General features: G+C 64.1%; 12 protein-coding genes. 1 reads left to right on the forward strand and 11 read right to left on the reverse strand.

The annotated features are described in order from the left end of the window. From XH98_RS01930 to XH98_RS01965, 8 genes are all read right to left on the reverse strand, one after another. Positions 1–2,058 (reverse strand): VCBS domain-containing protein (locus XH98_RS01930; protein WP_271617636.1); only part of this gene is annotated, 2,058 nt, incomplete at its 3' end. A gap of 1,203 nt (positions 2,059–3,261) precedes the next feature. Further along, entirely contained in the window at positions 3,262–4,896 is a 1,635-nt protein-coding gene (locus XH98_RS01935; protein ID WP_271617637.1) for a flavin-containing monooxygenase, read from the reverse strand. A 155-nt stretch (positions 4,897–5,051) separates the two neighbouring features. Beyond that, a complete protein-coding gene (locus XH98_RS01940) occupies positions 5,052–6,632 on the reverse strand; it encodes an SDR family oxidoreductase (RefSeq protein ID WP_271617638.1) in 1,581 nt (526 codons plus the stop codon). A 25-nt stretch (positions 6,633–6,657) separates the two neighbouring features. Then, positions 6,658–7,197 (reverse strand): nuclear transport factor 2 family protein, encoded by a 540-nt coding sequence (locus tag XH98_RS01945; protein ID WP_271617741.1) that lies wholly within the window; start codon positions 7,195–7,197, stop codon positions 6,658–6,660. A gap of 37 nt (positions 7,198–7,234) precedes the next feature. After that, the gene (locus XH98_RS01950; protein WP_271617639.1) at positions 7,235–9,352 is read right to left on the reverse strand and encodes an acetate--CoA ligase family protein; all 2,118 of its coding nucleotides are present in this window, start codon (positions 9,350–9,352) and stop codon (positions 7,235–7,237) included. Continuing rightward, positions 9,352–10,260 carry an SMP-30/gluconolactonase/LRE family protein gene (locus XH98_RS01955; protein WP_271617640.1) on the reverse strand — a complete coding sequence of 303 codons (909 nt, stop codon included), beginning with the start codon at positions 10,258–10,260 and terminating at the stop codon, positions 9,352–9,354. The genes XH98_RS01950 and XH98_RS01955 overlap by 1 nt, the downstream gene beginning before the upstream one ends. A 29-nt stretch (positions 10,261–10,289) precedes the next feature. Beyond that, positions 10,290–11,519: an ABC transporter substrate-binding protein gene (locus tag XH98_RS01960; protein ID WP_271617641.1), complete on the reverse strand. Its 1,230-nt coding sequence runs from the start codon at positions 11,517–11,519 to the stop codon at positions 10,290–10,292. Between the two features lie 67 nt (positions 11,520–11,586). Beyond that, positions 11,587–12,348, reverse strand: coding sequence for an SDR family NAD(P)-dependent oxidoreductase (locus XH98_RS01965; protein ID WP_271597213.1), 762 nt, complete (start codon positions 12,346–12,348; stop codon positions 11,587–11,589). 207 nt (positions 12,349–12,555) lie between these two features. Here XH98_RS01965 and XH98_RS01970 point away from each other — a divergent pair, with 207 nt between their 5' ends. Further along, positions 12,556–13,320, forward strand: coding sequence for an IclR family transcriptional regulator (locus XH98_RS01970; RefSeq protein WP_271617642.1), 765 nt, complete (start codon positions 12,556–12,558; stop codon positions 13,318–13,320). An 8-nt stretch (positions 13,321–13,328) separates the two neighbouring features. Here XH98_RS01970 and XH98_RS01975 read toward each other — a convergent pair whose 3' ends face one another. From XH98_RS01975 to XH98_RS01985, 3 genes are read right to left on the reverse strand one after another with little or no spacing between them, the layout of a single operon-like run. Next, complete coding sequence (locus XH98_RS01975) at positions 13,329–14,486, reverse strand: acyl-CoA dehydrogenase family protein (protein WP_271617643.1); 1,158 nt, start codon at positions 14,484–14,486, stop codon at positions 13,329–13,331. After that, on the reverse strand, positions 14,486–15,262 hold the full coding sequence (locus XH98_RS01980) for an enoyl-CoA hydratase/isomerase family protein (protein ID WP_271617644.1): 777 nt from the start codon (positions 15,260–15,262) through the stop codon (positions 14,486–14,488). Before XH98_RS01980 ends, XH98_RS01975 begins: the two co-directional genes overlap by 1 nt. Continuing rightward, on the reverse strand, positions 15,262–16,392 hold the full coding sequence (locus tag XH98_RS01985; protein ID WP_271617645.1) for an acyl-CoA dehydrogenase family protein: 1,131 nt from the start codon (positions 16,390–16,392) through the stop codon (positions 15,262–15,264). Before XH98_RS01985 ends, XH98_RS01980 begins: the two co-directional genes overlap by 1 nt. Between the last annotated feature and the right edge of the window lie 16 nt (positions 16,393–16,408).

Raw genomic sequence — 16,408 nt, forward strand, 5'->3', positions numbered from 1 at the left:
GCCGCTGGTGTTCAGCGCCGCCGCGGTGTCGCCCTCGGTGACGGACTTCGCCTCGGAAGAGACCGTGGCCGCATCGTTGCTGCCGGTGATGGTGACCGTGACGGGGGGGGGGGGGGGGGGGGGGGGGGGGGGGGGGGGGGGGGGGGGGGGGGGGGGGGGGGGGGGGGGGGGGGGGGGGGGGGGGGGGGGGGGGGGGGGGGGGGGGGGGGGGGGGGGGGGGGGGGGGGGGGGGGGGGGGGGGGGGGGGGGGGGGGGGGGGGGGGGGGGGGGGGGGGGGGGGGGGGGGGGGGGGGGGGGGGGGGGGGGGGGGGGGGGGGGGGGGGGGGGGGGGGGGGGGATGCCGTCCTGGCTGGCGACCGTGAACTGGTCCTGCACCTGCCGGCCCGCGGTGAGCTCATTGTGAGCACCGTTGCCGCTATAACTCCAGGCCCCGTTGGCATCGATGGTGAAGTCACCATAGGTGCCATGGACGTTGCTCTGGGCCACGACATGGGCTTCGCCCGTGTCGGGATCTACAATCGTCAGCTGCCCGGAGGTGTTCAGCGCGGAGGCAATGTCGCCCTCCGTCACCGCGTTGGAGTCCGAGCTCACGGTCGCGGCATCATTGGTACCGATGATCGTCACCGTCACGGTGCCGCTCGCGGTGCCATCCTGGCTGCTGACCGTGAACTGGTCCTGCACCTGCTGGCCCGCGGTGAGCTCATTGTGAGCACCGTTGCCGCTATAACTCCAGGCGCCGTTGGCATCGATGGTGAAGTCGCCATAGGTGCCGTGGACGTTGCTCTGGGCCACGACATGGGCTTCGCCCGTATCCGGGTCGGTGATGGTGAGCTGGCCGGAGGTGTTCAGCGCCGCCGCGGTGTCGCCCTCGGTGACTGCCTTCGAATCCGAGCTGACGGTTGCGGCGTCGTTGGTCCCGGTGATGGTCACCGTCACGGTGCCGGTGGCGGTGCCGTCCTGGCTGGTGACCGTGAACTGGTCCTGCACCTGCTGGCCCGCGGTGAGCTCATTGTGGGCGCCATTACCGCTGTAGCTCCAGGCGCCGTTGGCATCGATGGTGAAGTCGCCATAGGTGCCGTGCGCGTTGCTCTGGGCCACGACATGGGCTTCGCCCGTGTCGGGATCCACAATCGTCAGCTGGCCGCTCGTGTTCAGCGCGGAGGCGGCATTCCCCTCGGTGACGGACTTCGCCTCGGAAGAGACCGTGGCCGCATCGTTGGTCCCGGTGATGGTCACGGTCACTGTCTGGGTAGCTGTCGAGCCGTGGCCGTCATTGATCGTCACCACGAAGCTCTCGGTGACGGTCTGGCCCGCAGCGAGGTATTGCGCAGCCGCGTTGTTCAAACTGTAGTGCCACTGCACCGCGCCGTTGGCGGCATTGGCCGCCTCGTTGACGGGGTCGAGCGAGAAAGTGCCGAGCGAAGTCGTGTTGGAAGAGGCTGCCGCGAACGAGGCGGAATGCGTGTCGCTGAGATCGGCGTCGTTGAAACTGATAGTGCCGGCCGCGCTCTGCGAATCCGAGAGATCCGGCGTGGCATTCGCGTCTTCCACCACCGAGCCGCTCTGCGGACTTGATGTCGCGAAGACCGAATCGTTTGCGCCGTTGAACTGGAGTGTCACCGTCGCCCAGCTGAGCGTGCCATTGCCCAGCTGGATCGCGTAGGTGAATGTGTCAGTCAACGTTTGCCCGACCGCCAGCGCCTGAAGCTGAGCGTTGATGTCGCCCTTGTCGTAGTGAATGGTGCCGTCCGACTCGATCCAGATGCGGGCACCGAGCGCGCTGCGGTCTCGGGTTCCGGCCATGCCGGCTTCGTCAGCGCTGTACACCACATCCCTGACCAGCAGATCAGCAGGTGCGTAGCTCTTGGTAGAGGCGGAGGCGCTCGTGCCGTCGTCCAGCGAGAACAGCGTCTTGGCCGCGCCCCCAAGGTCATTTGCCAGTACGTTCAAGATGAGAATGTTGCCGGCGTCTTCCGTAAACGAGAAAATGTCCGAGTTGGCTTGCGGAGTATTGCCGAACGAAACCGTGCTGCCGCCGCCCGTTGTCTGCGTCGCCATAGCTTAAATCCTCGGGGTGATGCGCCGCCCGCATTCACGGACCGGCACAAATTGCACAATGGCGCGGGGATGATCGGCCGTTGCCTTGCCTATGTTGCTGAAGAAAAATGCCAAGCTGCCCAGGATGCCTACCGTCCTGTTCAGCGCTTCGAAAATGTGCAAAGAGAACACGTGCCGCTCAACTCTGCTCGAGGCCAGAGTCGCTCCGGGCCCGCGAGCGGATGTCGTGAAAACGGTCGCGCGCCCGACAGCCGCCATGTTTGCAAACCGCAAACTTGGCTGGATCGAAGGATCGCAGATTGACGGAGAAGAATTCGAGACTGCCTGAGCCCGACCCAACATTGCTACAAAATGCGTGCACGTCATTCGCGACCCTCGTCTGTCAATGCAGAGCAGAGAGCGTCGCCGGAAAATCAATTCACGCAAACTGATAGCGCTCGCTCGGAGGGTGTTACGTCCACCAGCGATAATCGATCAACTGCTGCCAATTTGCGTGAAAAGATCTGGAGCGGTATCCCCCTGCCCATCGCGGTCGGTGCTTGGCCGGCCACGTCTTGGCAATTATTGATTCTGCGATATTCGCGGCTTCAGAAGCGACGACCGTGATCAGGAAGCGCCACGGTCATTCGCCCTCATTAAATCAATATCTATTTTAAATTAAAGCCATTGTCCATTTATTTATTTATTCGCATATTTTATTGATTAATGCCTCAAATTAATGACAATGAGGCTTTTGCGCCCTCCTTGCGAGGACCCCGGAATACTTCGGCTTGTCTCCCAGATGCACTCGGTCCGCGAGATGATCTTTGCTTCGCGGGGACACGTCGCCAATCGGCCGGGCCGGGGTGCCTCACAACGCTTGAACCAACTCGGCGGCGGGACCGGCTGCCTATTCAGGATCGCGCGTTAGCTCCGACCTTCATTCGACGTTGCACTTCGGAACACCGCAACGAGCCGATCGCCTTCCCAAAGCTCAACGTCGTGCTCGTCATGCATTTTCTCGGCGCGGCGCCTCGCCGTCTGCTCGTCAATGCAGTCGAGCTTTGCAGCGCAGATCACTTGCCGGCTGCCGTCCACCACGAACACCTTGTAACGGAATGATGGCGCGTGCCCCTTCCTCGGCGCCCAGAAGCCCACCTGCTGAACGGAGATGTGGTTGCCGCCCGTATCGCTGGTTCATCCGAACTGTGCACGATAGCGACCTCAAGCCGCCACTGGCGTTCGTCCGCGCTCGAACACGAAATCGCGATACCCCGCTTGCGCGGCGGCGGCACAATACTCCCTGTACTTCGGAAATCCACCCGTGAAAAGCGTAAGCCCGAGCGGCTTGTCCTTGACGTTGGCGCCGAGATACCAGGTCTTCGCCTTGTTCAGCAGCGAGCGCTGCGCGAGCCGCGCGACGAGCTCCATCCAGCCGTCTTCCGCCGCCTTGGTCGGCTCGACGGTCGCAAGGCCCCGATCGGCCATGTGCGTGATCAGGTTCGCGATCCAGTCGACGTCGTTCTCGCTGATCCTGACGATGTTGGCGAGCGCCGCCGGCCCGTTCGGGCCGGTGGTCATGAACAGGTTCGGGAAACCTTCCATCATCAGGCCGAGATACGACCTCGCCCCGTGTTTCCATTTGTCATTCACCTTGCCACCATGGCGGCCGACAACGTCGAAGGCCGTCAGCGCACCGGTGAGCCCATCATAGCCGGTCGCGAGGATCAGCATGTCGAGCTCGGTTTCTCCGGCCTCCGTCCGCACACCCTTCTCGGTGACTTCGAGGATCGGTTCGGTGACGCAGTCCATCAGATGGACATTGGGCCGATTGAACGTCTCGTAGTATTCGGTGTCGAGACACGGCCGCCGCGCGAAGATGGGATAGCCGCGGGGCTTGAGCTTTTCGGCGGTGACGGGGTCCTTGACGACCTCGCTGACCTTGCCGCGCACGAATTCGGCGACATGCTCATTGGCCTCCTCGTTGCTCAGGAGATCCGTGAAGGTCCCGAGCATCGCAAGGCCGCCGGCCTTCCAGGCGTCTTCCATGAGTTCGCGACGCCGTACCGGCGTCACGCTGAAGAACGCGCGCGTGGTCCACGGACGCACGCCGCCGTTCGGGCTGTTACGGGCGGCCTCGCGGATCCCGGCGTAGTTGCGCTTGACCTCGGCTACGTAGTCCGGCTCCAGCGTCTGATTGCGCATGGGCATGGTGAAGCTTGGCGTGCGTTGGAAGACGAAGAGCTCGCCGGCCTTCCGGCCGACCTCCTGGACGATCTGGATGCCGGTCGACCCCGTGCCGATCACCCCGACGCGCTTGCCGGCGAAGCTGACCGGATGGTGCGGCCACTTGCCGGCGCGCAGCAACTCGCCCTTGTAGCGCGCGATACCCGGAATCTGGGGATCCATGGGGATCGACAACGGGCCCGTCGCCATCACGCAGTAAGTCGCCTCGACGGTCTCACCGCGATCGGTCGTCACCTTCCACAGCTTGCGCGTCTCGTCCCAGATGGCGCTGATGATGCGGGTGTTAAACTGATAGTGCTTGCGCAGGTCGAGCCGGTCAGCCACGAAGTTGAAGTAGGCGAGAAGCTCCGGTTGTGACGCGAACTCCTCCGACCAGGTCCACTCCTGTTCGATCTCGGGACAGAACGAATAGCTGTAGTCGATACTCGGAAGGTCTACGCGCGCCCCGGGGTAGCGATTCCAGTACCACACCCCGCCGACATCGCCGCCCGCCTCGAATGCCGCGAGCTTGAGGCCCAACTCCCGGAATTTGTACACGGCGTACAAGCCGCCGAAGCCGGCGCCCACGACGACGACGTCCAGGCGACGTGCGCCCACCTCACTGCTGCTCATCTCGGCATTTCCTCGCTTGCGCTATTGGTTCGATTGACGCGGCGATCGCGCTGACGTTGAAAACCATCTCATGAGTTCTGCGGCGCCACCACGGCTTTGAGGCCACGCAGGGTGAGTTTCACATCCATGAAAGACCCGGGCCTGCACCGCCGTCTTCAACCGCTCGCGGTGCTCGCATCGCCGGCATCGCCGAACGAGGTCCAGCCGCCGTCGACATAGAGGATCGAGCCGTTGACGTAGGACGCTTCCGGCGAGGCCAGGAAATAAGCCGCGTTTGCGATCTCCGCCGGCTCGCCGAAGCGGCCGAGCGGAACGCGGCGGCGGATCCGCGCGCTGTCGATGCGCCCCGATTCCTGAAGCGCAGCCACGCCCGGCGTGCGGACATAGCCTGGCGCAATGGTGGCGGTGCGCACGCCGGCAGGGCCGAGCTCAGCCGCCATGCACCGCGTCAGAATGTCGATGGCGGCCTTCGACGCGCCGTAGGCGTGGCGCGGCGCGAAAGGCAGGAATGTGTTGATCGATCCGAGATTGAGAATAACGCCGCCGCTCCCCATCAGCTTGATTGCCTCTCGCGCGCAGAGAAAGGCGCCCACGAGATTGACCTCCAAGACCTTGTCGAGCTCCGCTGCGGACTGCGCGAGCGCCGGCACGAAACCGTCGGCCACCGCGGCATCGTTGACCAGCACGTCGACGCGACCGAAGCGCTGCCGGATCGTGGCAAACACCGCCAGCACCTCCTGTTCGGAGGAGACGTCCAAGACGAAGGCCATGTGTTTCGTGCCGAGCGCGCGCACGAGCTCGGCAGCGCGATCGCCATCCTTGTCGGCGACGACCACGGTATCGCCGGCGGACGCAAATCGTTGGACGATCGCCGCCCCGATGCCGTTGGCGCCGCCGGTCACGACCACGATACGCTCCTTCAGCGCCGGCTCGGGCTTTTTCAGTTCGGCGTCCGGCGCCCCCATGACCGGAGGATGCGCGTCGCCGGGCTGATTGAAGGATTGCCAGCCGCCGTCGACGGCAAGGACTGCGCCCGTGACATACCCTGCGTCCGGCGAAGCGAGGAAGCGCGCCGCTGCGGCGATCTCGTCCGGGCGTCCCATGCGCCCCAGTGGAACGCGCCGCCGGACCAGTTCGAGGTTCGCCTTGCCGGAGCGCTCCAACTCCGCAACCATGGGCGTGCGGACATAGCCGGGCGCCACCGCCACGACGCGAATGCCATGTTTTGCCCATTCGCAAGCGAGCGACCGCGTCGCCGAAATCAACCCCGCCTTGGACGCCGCATAGGCGTTGCGCTTGGGATTGCCGAGAACGCCGGCCAGCGACGCGATGTTCACGATCACGCCGCCCTGCCCCATCATGCGCCTCGCCGCCTCGCGCGCCAGCACGAAGGGGCCGCGCAGGTTGACGCTCAACGCCTTGCGAAACGAGGCGACGTCCGTGTCTGTCGTCGCCGCCATGGTCGGCCCGAGCGCGGCGTTGTTGACGAGAACGTCAATCCGTCCAAACCGCCGCTCGATCGCGGCGACGAGCTCCACAACCTCGTCTTCAGAAGCCACGTCGCAATAGAACGCCGCATGCTCGCCGCCGAGCGCAACCGTGATATCGCCGACGTCGGTGCCAGGCAGATCGACGGCCGCAATGACATCACCGTCCCGATGGAAAGCCTCGAGCAGCGCCCGGCCGACGCCACCGGCCGCTCCGGTGACGATGACAACGCGCCTTGCCTTTTCCATCGCCCACTTCCTTCGATGCGTTTACCTACATGCGCAGAGCGCGCGCATCGGCCAGAACTTCATAGATGGGATCCTCGGGGTGCCGCGTTCCGATCGGCGTCCGCGGGCCCAAACGCACCTCCTCGCCCTCGGTCGGCACGGCCTGCTCTTCCACCCAGTCAAACGTCACGATGCGCCGCGCGACCCGCCATTCCCCGCCGCGCTTCTCGAACAGGTCGCAGTAGCGCCCGGCCATCACGTACTGCCGTACGACGCCGTCCTTGCCGTGACCGCGCTGCATGGCGAGGAAGTAGGTCTCAACCACGGCTCGCGTCGGGCCGACGAATTCGATCAGAAGGTTGCCGACCTGATGGACGTTGCGCGCGCCGCTCTTGAAGATCTCGCGGGCCCAAAGGAAGAAGCCCTCCACCGGCCCGGAATAGATGCCATGCTGATCGGTGGCGTCGGGCCAATAGGTGCCGCGCAGCGTGGCCTCATCGGCCCGGTCGACTCCGCGGCAATAGCGATAGATGCAATCGCGGATCGCCTCGCGGTCCAGGAGTTCGGTGAGCTTCGCTGTATCGATCGTCATATATCTCTTCCCCCAACCAGAATCGCCATGCTCAAGACCCGGATCTGCACGGGACCAGCAGCGCATCGAGCGGCATGACGCCCTCGCCGCGCGGCATTGCCAGAACCGGGTTGAGATCGATGCTCTCGATCAGCTCGGCATTGTCGGCTGCGAATTGCGACAGCCGCGACAGCATCTCCGCCAGTGCATCGATATCGGTGGGCGGCGCACCGCGAACGCCCTCCAGCAGCGCAAACCCACGGATCTCGTGGATCATTCGCTGCGCCTCGGCAACGTCGAATGGCGCTGCGCGGAACGTCACATCCCTGAGCACCTCGACGAAAACGCCGCCGAGCCCGAACATGACCACAGGACCAAAGGTCGGATCGCGCACCACACCGGCGATGGTCTCCACCCCGCCCTTGATCATCGGTGAGGCGATGACGCCGTCAATCCGCGCGTCCGGCCGCTTGTCGCGCGCGCGGGCCAGAATGGTTCGCGCGGCATCGCGGGCCTCCGCCTCATTCCGCACTCCGACGATGACGCCGCCGATCTCGGTCTTGTGCGCGATGTCAGGGGAGCAGATCTTGACCACCACCGGAAAGCCGATCGCTGCCGCGGCGGCGCCGGCGTCCTCGTCGGGCCGCACCAGCGCTTCCTTCGGAAACGCAATGCCGGCCGCCGCGCGCAACAGCGATTTCGCCTCGTGCTCGCTGAGCGCGCCGTCCGGTGGCGCGATGCGCATCGCGGCCGGCGAGGCCGGGCGCGTCGCTTTCGCCGCATCGAAGCTGCGGCGAAACCAGACCAGTGCCGCCAGCGCGTTCACCAGCGCCGAGCCATCCTCGAAGACCAGGAAACCGTCGTTCTCGTAGGCGCGAACGATCTCCGCCGGCGCCGACATGGACAGCGCCAGGACCCGGCCTTCATGTCCGGCTGTTGCGGTCCGCAGCGTCTGGCGCAGCTTGGCCGAGAAGGTGGGGCTGGCCGGTCCGCTGCCGAAAATGCCGGCGAAGAGGTGATAGCCGCCCTTCTCGAGCATCGCGGCGATATAGCTCGTCATCAGCGGCAGGTCGGTAAGCGCCTGCGCCGTCGCATCCACGGGATTGCGGGGCGATGCGTAAGGAAGCATCGCCTTCAATTCCTCCTGCGCCGCCTCAGGCATCGGTGCGACGTCGAGCCCGCACGCCGAGGCGTCATCGGCCATCTGAATGCCGAAGCCGCCTGACAGCGTGAAGATGCCGAACCTGTTGCCCGCGGGATAAAGCCCCCGCGCGCAGGCATAGGCCACGTCGAGGTGCTCGGCGGTGGTCCGCGCCCGATAGGCGCCATACTGCCGCAGCACCGCGTCGAACACGGCGTCCGATCCCGCCAGCGCCGCGGTGTGCGAACTCACAGCCTGCGCGCCGACATCGGAGCGGCCGACCTTCAGGAAGACGATGGCCTTTTCCCGTGCGCGCGCGACCTCCAGCGCCTCGACGAATGTGTCGCGATCGCGAATGCCCTCCGCATAGGCCATTACGACCTTGACATCCGCCTGATCAATGACCCAGCGCAGCGCTTCGGCGACATCGATGTCGCACTCATTTCCCGTCGTGATCCACTGCCCGATGCCAAGGCCGCGCTGGCGCGCCAAGTGGGCGATATGCGAGCCGTAGGCCCCGCTCTGCGACACGACCGCGACCGGACCGGGCTCGACGAACGCGGCGTCGAGGATCGCCGAGAATGTCCCGTAATAGCCGATGCCGGCGTTGAACAATCCGAGGCAGTTCGGGCCGAGGACACGCATGCCGCTCTGGCGAGCGATGCCCGCGATCTCATCCTGCGCAAGACGCCCCTGCTCGCTTGCCTCGGCAAAACCCGCTGAAAACACCACCGCTGCGTTGACGCCGCGATCCGCGCAGTCCCTCAGCGCCTGGACCGTGCCTTGCGCCGGCACCGCGAGGATGGCGACATCAGGCACCTCTGGCAGCGCCGCGACGGAGCTGTAGGACCTGATGCCCTGGACGGTATCCCGCTTCGGGTTGACCGGATAGACGGCGCCCTTGAAGCCGCCCTCGCGCAAGTACCTCAACGGGCGTCCGCCGATGCGCGCGACATCGTCCGAGGCACCGATCAGGGCGACGGACCGCGGCTTGAAGAGCGGATCGAGCGAGGCTGGGGGCTGACGCATCAAGACGTGGTCCTGGTTGGGAAAGAGTTCGGCTGAACCCGGAATTGCGCTTCCGGCAGACCGGTAACGCCGAGGCCCTCGATCGCGAACAGAAAGCCGCCGTCCGGGTGCCGCGAAACCGCGCGTCCCGATCCTGAATCCTTGATCGAGGTGACATAGAGCGTCGATAGATCCGGGCCGCCGAAAGCGACCGATGAGGGCAAGTCGGTCGGCGCGTCGATCAGACGATCAAGCGTACCTTCCGGAGTAAACCGCGCGATCTTGCCCACCTGCACCAGCGCGACCCAAAGGCAGCCGTCGCAATCGACGGTCGCGCCGTCCGGCCCGGAATGATATGGCGCGGTGTCGATGACCATCCGGGGTTCTCGATCGGGCTTATCACCGGGCCCATAGCGATAGGCGCGGATTGCGCGGTCGAGACTGTCGGCAAAATACATCGTGCGGCCGTCGGGGCTGAAGCAAAGCGCATTCGAAATGCGAATGCCATCGGCAAGCACCGTATGCGCACCGGCAGCGTCAATGCGAAAGAGCTGCCCCAACGGCTCCGCATGGACGCCCATGGTGCCGCAGAGAAACCGTCCCCAACGATCCACCTTGCCGTCATTGAAGCGCACACGGACATCGCGAGGCTCGGGCAAGAACAGCGATGTCAGTGACCCGGAGCCGAGATCGAGCCGGTAGATGCCGTCCACGAGCGCGACGATCAGCGCATCGCCTTGGACAAGCGCGACAGAGCCGACCATGGACGGGACATCCCAATGCCGCGTGTCACCCCTCGCTGGCTCATAGGCATGCACGCGACGCGCGACGCCATCGACCCAATACAGCCGTTGCCGCTCGGCATCCCAGAGCGGGCTTTCACCCAACTGGGCGGCTGTCGCCGATATCCGGCTCACTTCCAGCGCCATCAAGCAGTTCCGCTTATACTCGCTTGGTTTCACTGGGTCTTGAGCAGATCGCAGGTGCTCTCCGCGGCTGGGCGCCAGGCGTCCTCGGCCGGAATGGTCGACGTGATCTCGTAGTAGTCATAAGGATATTTCGACTCCGCCGGCGCCTTGATGCGCGCTGCATAGAGCGGCCGCATCACCTGGCCGTCAGCACGGATGCTGACATTCTTCATCTCGAAATCGTTGATGGGCGTCGTCTTCATCTGCCGCACCACCGCTTCGCCTTCGTCGGTCTGCGTCGCGGCGACCGCCTTGAGATAGTGCGTGACCGCGCTGTAGGTGCTCGCCTGCGCCTCGTTCGGGACGCGGTCTTTGAATTCCGCCTGAAATCGCTTCGCAAAGGCGCGCGTCTCGTCCGTCATGTCCCAGTAGAAGGGCGTCGTCAGGCGCACGTTCTGCAGCGGCTGCAGGCCGATACTATGCGTCTGATTGAGCAAGAGACCCAGCGGGGCAAGCTGCTGCTTCTGCGTCAACCCGAATTCCTGTGCCTGCTTCATGGCATTGGCGAAGTCTGATCCCGAATTGGCGAGCGCAATGACCTTTGCATCACTCGCCTGTGCCGTCAGCAGGAACGAGGAGAAATCCGAGGAATTGAGCGGGTGCAGCACGGAGCCGACCACCTTGCCGCCATCGGCCTTGATGAAGTTCGTCGTATCGGCCTGCCAGGCCTTGCCGAACGAATAGTCGACGGTGACGAAGAACCAGGTGTCGAGCCCTCGTGCGAGCAGCGATTTCACCGTCGCCTTGGGCAACGCATAGGTGTCCATCGTCCATTGCGTCGTCATCGGTGAGCATTTTTCGTTCGTGAACATTGAGGCCGCGGTTCCCGCCAGGAGATACGGCTTCTTCCGGTTCTTCATGATGTCCTGCACGCCCAGCGCGATCGAGGACGCCGAACAGCCGACAATCGCGTCCACGCTCTCGTTGTCCAGCCAGCGCAAGGCAATGGCCATCCCGATATCCGGCTTGTTCTGATCGTCGGCCACAACGAGCTCGATCTTCTTGCCGTTGATGGCGCCACCAAAGTCGCTGATCGCGAGACGTGCGGCGACGACCGAACCCGGCCCGCAATTATCCGAATAAGGACCGGCCTGGTCGTTCATGATGCCGATCTTGATGACGTCCCCGGAAATCCCCTGCGCGCGGACCGGCGTTGCAGGGCACGAAATTGCGCTCAACAAGATCGCCACAGCGGCGATATAGCTAACCGAGAGTCTCATATGGTCCTCCTTACGGTCCGCGGCTCTTCTTGTTGTGGTGGGCCGCCAATGAACGATTGATGCGCACTCAAGAGAACGCGTAGGTAATTCCTCCGTCGACAAACAGCATGTCGCCGGTGATGAAGCTCGCCTCATCGCTGGCAAGAAATACGGCTGCGTTCGCCACGTCGCGCGGCTCGCCCAGACGGCCGATCGGCACGCGTGCGCGGCGCCGCTCCCAGGCTTCCTCGCTGACGACAAGATTGGCGCCGTCCGTCGGCGTCGGCCCGGGCGCGATCGCGTTGACACGAATCCGGCGCGGCCCGAACTCGGCCGCGGCGGATCGCGTCGCGCCCGCCACCGCGGCCTTCACTGCGCTGTACATCACGCCATTCGCCATCGCGAGCACGGCCGATGGCGATCCAATATTCACGATGGCTCCGCCCCCGGCCGCAGTCATTGGCTCGAGCACAGCCTGGTAACCCCAGATCACACCCTTCAGGCCGACATCGATCATCCGGCCGATCATCTCTTCGGTTTGCTGCTCCAGCGGCCCGTAGCGATTCCACATCGCGTTGTTGACCAGGACAGTGGGCGGACCAACGGTCCTGAGGAGACGATCGACTGCCGCAAAAACGTCGGCCCGCGATCCCGCATTGCCGACGATCGCTACGGCCTTGCCACCCTCCGAGACGATAGAGTGCGCCGCAGCATCTGCGACTTCCGCCTTGAGATCGAGCACCCCGACTGCCGCGCCTTCACGCGCAAAGGCTTCTGCGATGGCGCGGCCGATGCCGCGCCCTGCGCCGGTGACGAGCGCCACGCGCCCCTGTAGCCTGCCGCTTCCCAATGACGTCCTCCAGCTCAGCGCCCGCGGCGTCGTATCGCGCCATTGGACTTGACTGCGGGCAGCATGTCATGCGCTGTTGGGGCAAACCAAACATAATTCATATGCGAAGCTGACTTTCATATCCGTGAATTTTGCAGCGACGATGAGGACCCAGTGATGCAAGCGGCAGCAACGACGTCCGCAGCGGTACCGGGAGGGACATCCACCGTGAAGTCAGCGCTTCGCGCGCTCGAGATCCTTCAGTTCTTCATGAACGTCCGCCAGCCGCGCGCCATGTCGGAGATCGGGCTCGCGCTCGGCTATCCGCCGTCAAGCACGACGGTCCTGCTCAAGACCCTCGTCACCATGGGCTACCTGAATTACGACCGGCGAATGCGCGTCTATTTTCCAACACCCAAGGTGACGTCGCTCGGCGACTGGATTCCGCGTACTCTCTTCGGCAACAGCCGCACGCTCGAGGCCATGCACGACGTTCATGCGGCGACCGGCGAAACAGTCTCGATCGGCACGACGAACGACGTCTATCTGCAATACGTCAAGATCGTCCAGTCAATCCACCCGCTCCGCTTCCATGTGGATGAGGGGACACTGCGCCCATTGACTCAGTCGGCGCTTGGCTGGCTCCTGATGTCGACGATGTCGGACGAGAAGGCCGACAACATCATTCGCCGTGCGAATATCGCCACCCCCAACGCATCGGATCGCGTGAAGCTGTCGGACATGATGGACCGCATTCGGAAGATCCGCGGCAAAGGATGGTGCTCGGCCGAAAACATTCCCATTCTCGGCGGCGGGACCATCTGCGTGCTGCTGCCCGTGACGATCCAAAACCAGCCGGTCGTACTCGGCCTCGGCGGCGCCGCCGAGCGTATCCGGCAGAACTTTGATCGTTACCTCGCCGTCCTTCAGCGCGCGGCGAAGTCGGTCAGGAAGGACAACGACCTCGAGCAGCCGGTCGACATCGATTTCTGACGCGGCAATCAACCGGGAAGTTGGAGCACTGCCTTGGCCAGGATATTGCGCTGAATCTCGTTGGAGCCGCCGAAGATCGCGGGCGCGCGGGAGTCGAGAAAGAGGTTCATCGCATCGATATCGATGTCTCCGGCGCCGAGATCGTCGGCAAATCGCGCCTCTTCGCCTGCGACAGTTAGCATTTCCTCCGTGATCCGCTGATAGAGCTCAGTCGTGAATATCTTGAGAGCGGAGACATCGGCGCCCAGTTCTCCGCCCGCACGCAGGACTTTCGCATAGCGCTCGAAGGCTGATCCGAGATCGTAGAGGTCTAGCCGCAACCTCGCGAAACGAGACAGAAACGCGGGATCCTCGAACGCTCCACGTGCTTCTGCGAGCCGCCGCAGACGTTCGAGCGCATATTCCGGCCGCGTCGGCGCGCCGAGAAAGATACGTTCGTGGCCGAGCACCGACTTCGCGACGGTCCAGCCCTCGTGGATCTTGCCAACCAGGTTCTTCAGCGGCACACGCACGTTATCGAAGAAGACCTCGCAGAAATCTGTCTCGCCGCGCAGATTTTCGATCGGCCGGACACGAACGCCGGGCGAGGTCAAATCGAGCAAAAGAACGGTGATGCCCTTCTGGCGTACCTTGGCGTCGCGCTCGGTACGGACGAGGACGAAGATCCAGTTGGCGCAATGGGCGAGCGTGGTCCAGATCTTCTGTCCGTTCACCACGAACACGTCGCCATCCAGCTCAGCGGATGTCCTGAGGCTCGCGAGATCAGATCCTGCATTGGGTTCGGAATAACCCTGACACCAGACGTGCTCGCCGGACAGGATGCAAGGCAGGTAGTGAGCCTTCTGTTCCTCAGTGCCGTACTGAATCAGGAGCGGACCGACCAGGCCGATACCATGATCCGGAATGCGTGGACAGCCGAGACGTCCCCATTCCTCGACATAGATCATGTGCTTGGCCGCCGAGAGGCCCATGCCGCCATATTGCCGGGGCCAGGTAGGCGCCAGCCACCCCTTGGCGGCCAGCGCATGGTACCATTCGGCGACTTCGTTGAAGAGTGGACGCTGCTTGCGCATGTACCGGAGATGGGCGGGGCAGTTCTGGTCGACCCACGTACGAAAGACCGACCTGAACTCCTCGTCGGCAACCTCGTTCCAGTCGGGCGCCATCAAAGCACGTCCTTGAAAACGGGCGTGCGCTTCTCCATGAAAGCCCGCATCGCTTCCTTGGAATCCTCGTGCTGCGTCATCTCCACCGTGAGGTTCTGCTCGAAACGATAGCCGTCCTTCAGGCCCATCGTTTCGACCGTATTGATCGCGCGCTTGGCAAGCTTCAGCGCCATCGGGCTCTTCTTGGCGATCTCGGCCGCCATCCTCATGGCTGACGGCATCAGCTCTTCCCGAGGCAGGCAGTCCTCGATGATGCCACGGCGATAGAGCTCGGCCGCAGGCACCCGGTAACCGGTCAACACCATGCGGCGCGCCAGCGTATGCGGGATGATCCGCATCGTATGCCGCACCCCGCCCATCAGCCCGACGTCGATCTCGGGCAGGCCGAAGACCGCATTCTCGGACGCCAGGATGATGTCCGAGCAGAGCGCAAGGCCGAGGCCGGCTCCCAGCGCCGGGCCATTCACCGCCGCGATCACCGGCTTGTTGGATTCGATGATGCAGAAGCCTACCTCGCGAGCGCGCCGCAGATGCCGATAGGTGTCGCCCGGCGCCGCGCCGACCTTGCCGCGCGATTTGATGTCGGCTCCCGCCGAAAAGGTCTTTCCGGCGCCGGTCAACACGATCACCCGCACCGACGGGGTCTCGTTCAGTTCGTCGAAGACCGCGATGAACTCCTCGACGAACTCCTTGGACTGTGCGTTCACCGGTGGCGCATCCATCGTTACAATCGCGATGTGATCCTTGATCTCGGTCTTGATCAGATTGTTGTCCATTAAGTCCTCCCGCGGCCATAGCCGCTTTCGCGTTCGACAAATTCCAGGCGCAGCTGTTCAGGTTGGCCCAGCATGGCATTGAGATTGATGGCGCGTTTCAGATAGAGCCCGATATCGCATTCGTCGGTGTAACCCATGGCACCATGAAGGTGCACCGCGCGCCGGCAGATCGAAAATGCGGCTTCGCCCGCGCGCGCCTTGGCCGCCAGCACCGCGAGCTCCGCCGCATCGTCATCCTTTGCTTGTAATGCATCGACCGCGTTCACCACGGCGGCAGCCGCAAAATCCGCCTCGATCCACATGTCGACAAGCCGATGCTGAATGGCCTGGAAGCTGGCGATCGGCTTGCCGAACTGCAGGCGGTCGCTCGTGTAGGCAATGGTGAGCTCAAGCGCTTTCGACGCCACTCCGGTCAGCTCGGCTGCGAGTGCCAGACGCGTATGCAGGATGGCCCGCCGGAGCAGATCCTCGCAGCGGTTCGCGCGCGACAGCACGCGATCCGCCGGCATCGCACAATCGGAAAACGAGATGGTCGCAAGCGCACCGCCGTCAACTCCGGCCCGTTCCGAAATCGCCAAACCTGGCGCATCGGCAGCGACGCTGAGGAGTATGACGCCGTCGGCGCTCTGGGCGACCACAAGGAAGTCCGTTGCTGCGCGCGCGGCATCGACGAAGCGCATCTCGCCCGACAGCAAGATGCTGCCATTGACGCTGCGTGCGGTCATCGGCTTCGCACCGGACGTCCATGCCGGTACGGCGATGATCTCGCCGCTGGTCATTCCAGCCGCAAGACGGCTGCGCTCCGCACCCGGCGAAGCTCCACCGACCAGCGTCGCAGCGAAGACGGAGGCTGCACCGGTCGGCTCGGCGATCAACGCTCGCCCCAGCGCCTCACTAAGCACTGTCTGCTCGCGCAGCCCGAGGCCCGCGCCACCGCATTCCTGCGGCAGCAACAATCCGATCCAGCCCGCTTCAACCATCGCAGACCAGATCAGCGGGTCCATGGTTCCGCCGCGTCCGCGCCTCTCGCGCATTGCCTTTGCTCCCGGAAAGCGGCCGGCAAAGCCGGTGACGCTGTCGCTAAGCATCACGAGTGTACCATCGGGATCGTCGAGCATCAGTTTGGGCATGGTCTCTGCTTTTCTG

The organism is Bradyrhizobium sp. CCBAU 51745, assembly GCF_028128715.1.
In the GTDB taxonomy this organism is placed as follows: Bacteria; Pseudomonadota; Alphaproteobacteria; order Rhizobiales; family Xanthobacteraceae; genus Bradyrhizobium; species Bradyrhizobium manausense.

What these genes read in the sequence shown, in the direction of transcription:
- XH98_RS01950 (WP_271617639.1), bottom strand. Translation starts at nt 9,352, where the DNA reads ATGCGTCAGCCCCCAGCCTCGCTCGATCCGCTCTTCAAGCCGCGGTCC.
- XH98_RS01960 (WP_271617641.1), bottom strand. Translation starts at nt 11,519, where the DNA reads ATGAGACTCTCGGTTAGCTATATCGCCGCTGTGGCGATCTTGTTGAGC.
- XH98_RS01935 (WP_271617637.1), bottom strand. Translation starts at nt 4,896, where the DNA reads ATGAGCAGCAGTGAGGTGGGCGCACGTCGCCTGGACGTCGTCGTCGTG.
- XH98_RS01955 (WP_271617640.1), bottom strand. Translation starts at nt 10,260, where the DNA reads ATGGCGCTGGAAGTGAGCCGGATATCGGCGACAGCCGCCCAGTTGGGT.
- XH98_RS01980 (WP_271617644.1), bottom strand. Translation starts at nt 15,262, where the DNA reads ATGGACAACAATCTGATCAAGACCGAGATCAAGGATCACATCGCGATT.
- XH98_RS01975 (WP_271617643.1), bottom strand. Translation starts at nt 14,486, where the DNA reads ATGGCGCCCGACTGGAACGAGGTTGCCGACGAGGAGTTCAGGTCGGTC.
- XH98_RS01940 (WP_271617638.1), bottom strand. Translation starts at nt 6,632, where the DNA reads ATGGAAAAGGCAAGGCGCGTTGTCATCGTCACCGGAGCGGCCGGTGGC.
- XH98_RS01985 (WP_271617645.1), bottom strand. Translation starts at nt 16,392, where the DNA reads ATGCCCAAACTGATGCTCGACGATCCCGATGGTACACTCGTGATGCTT.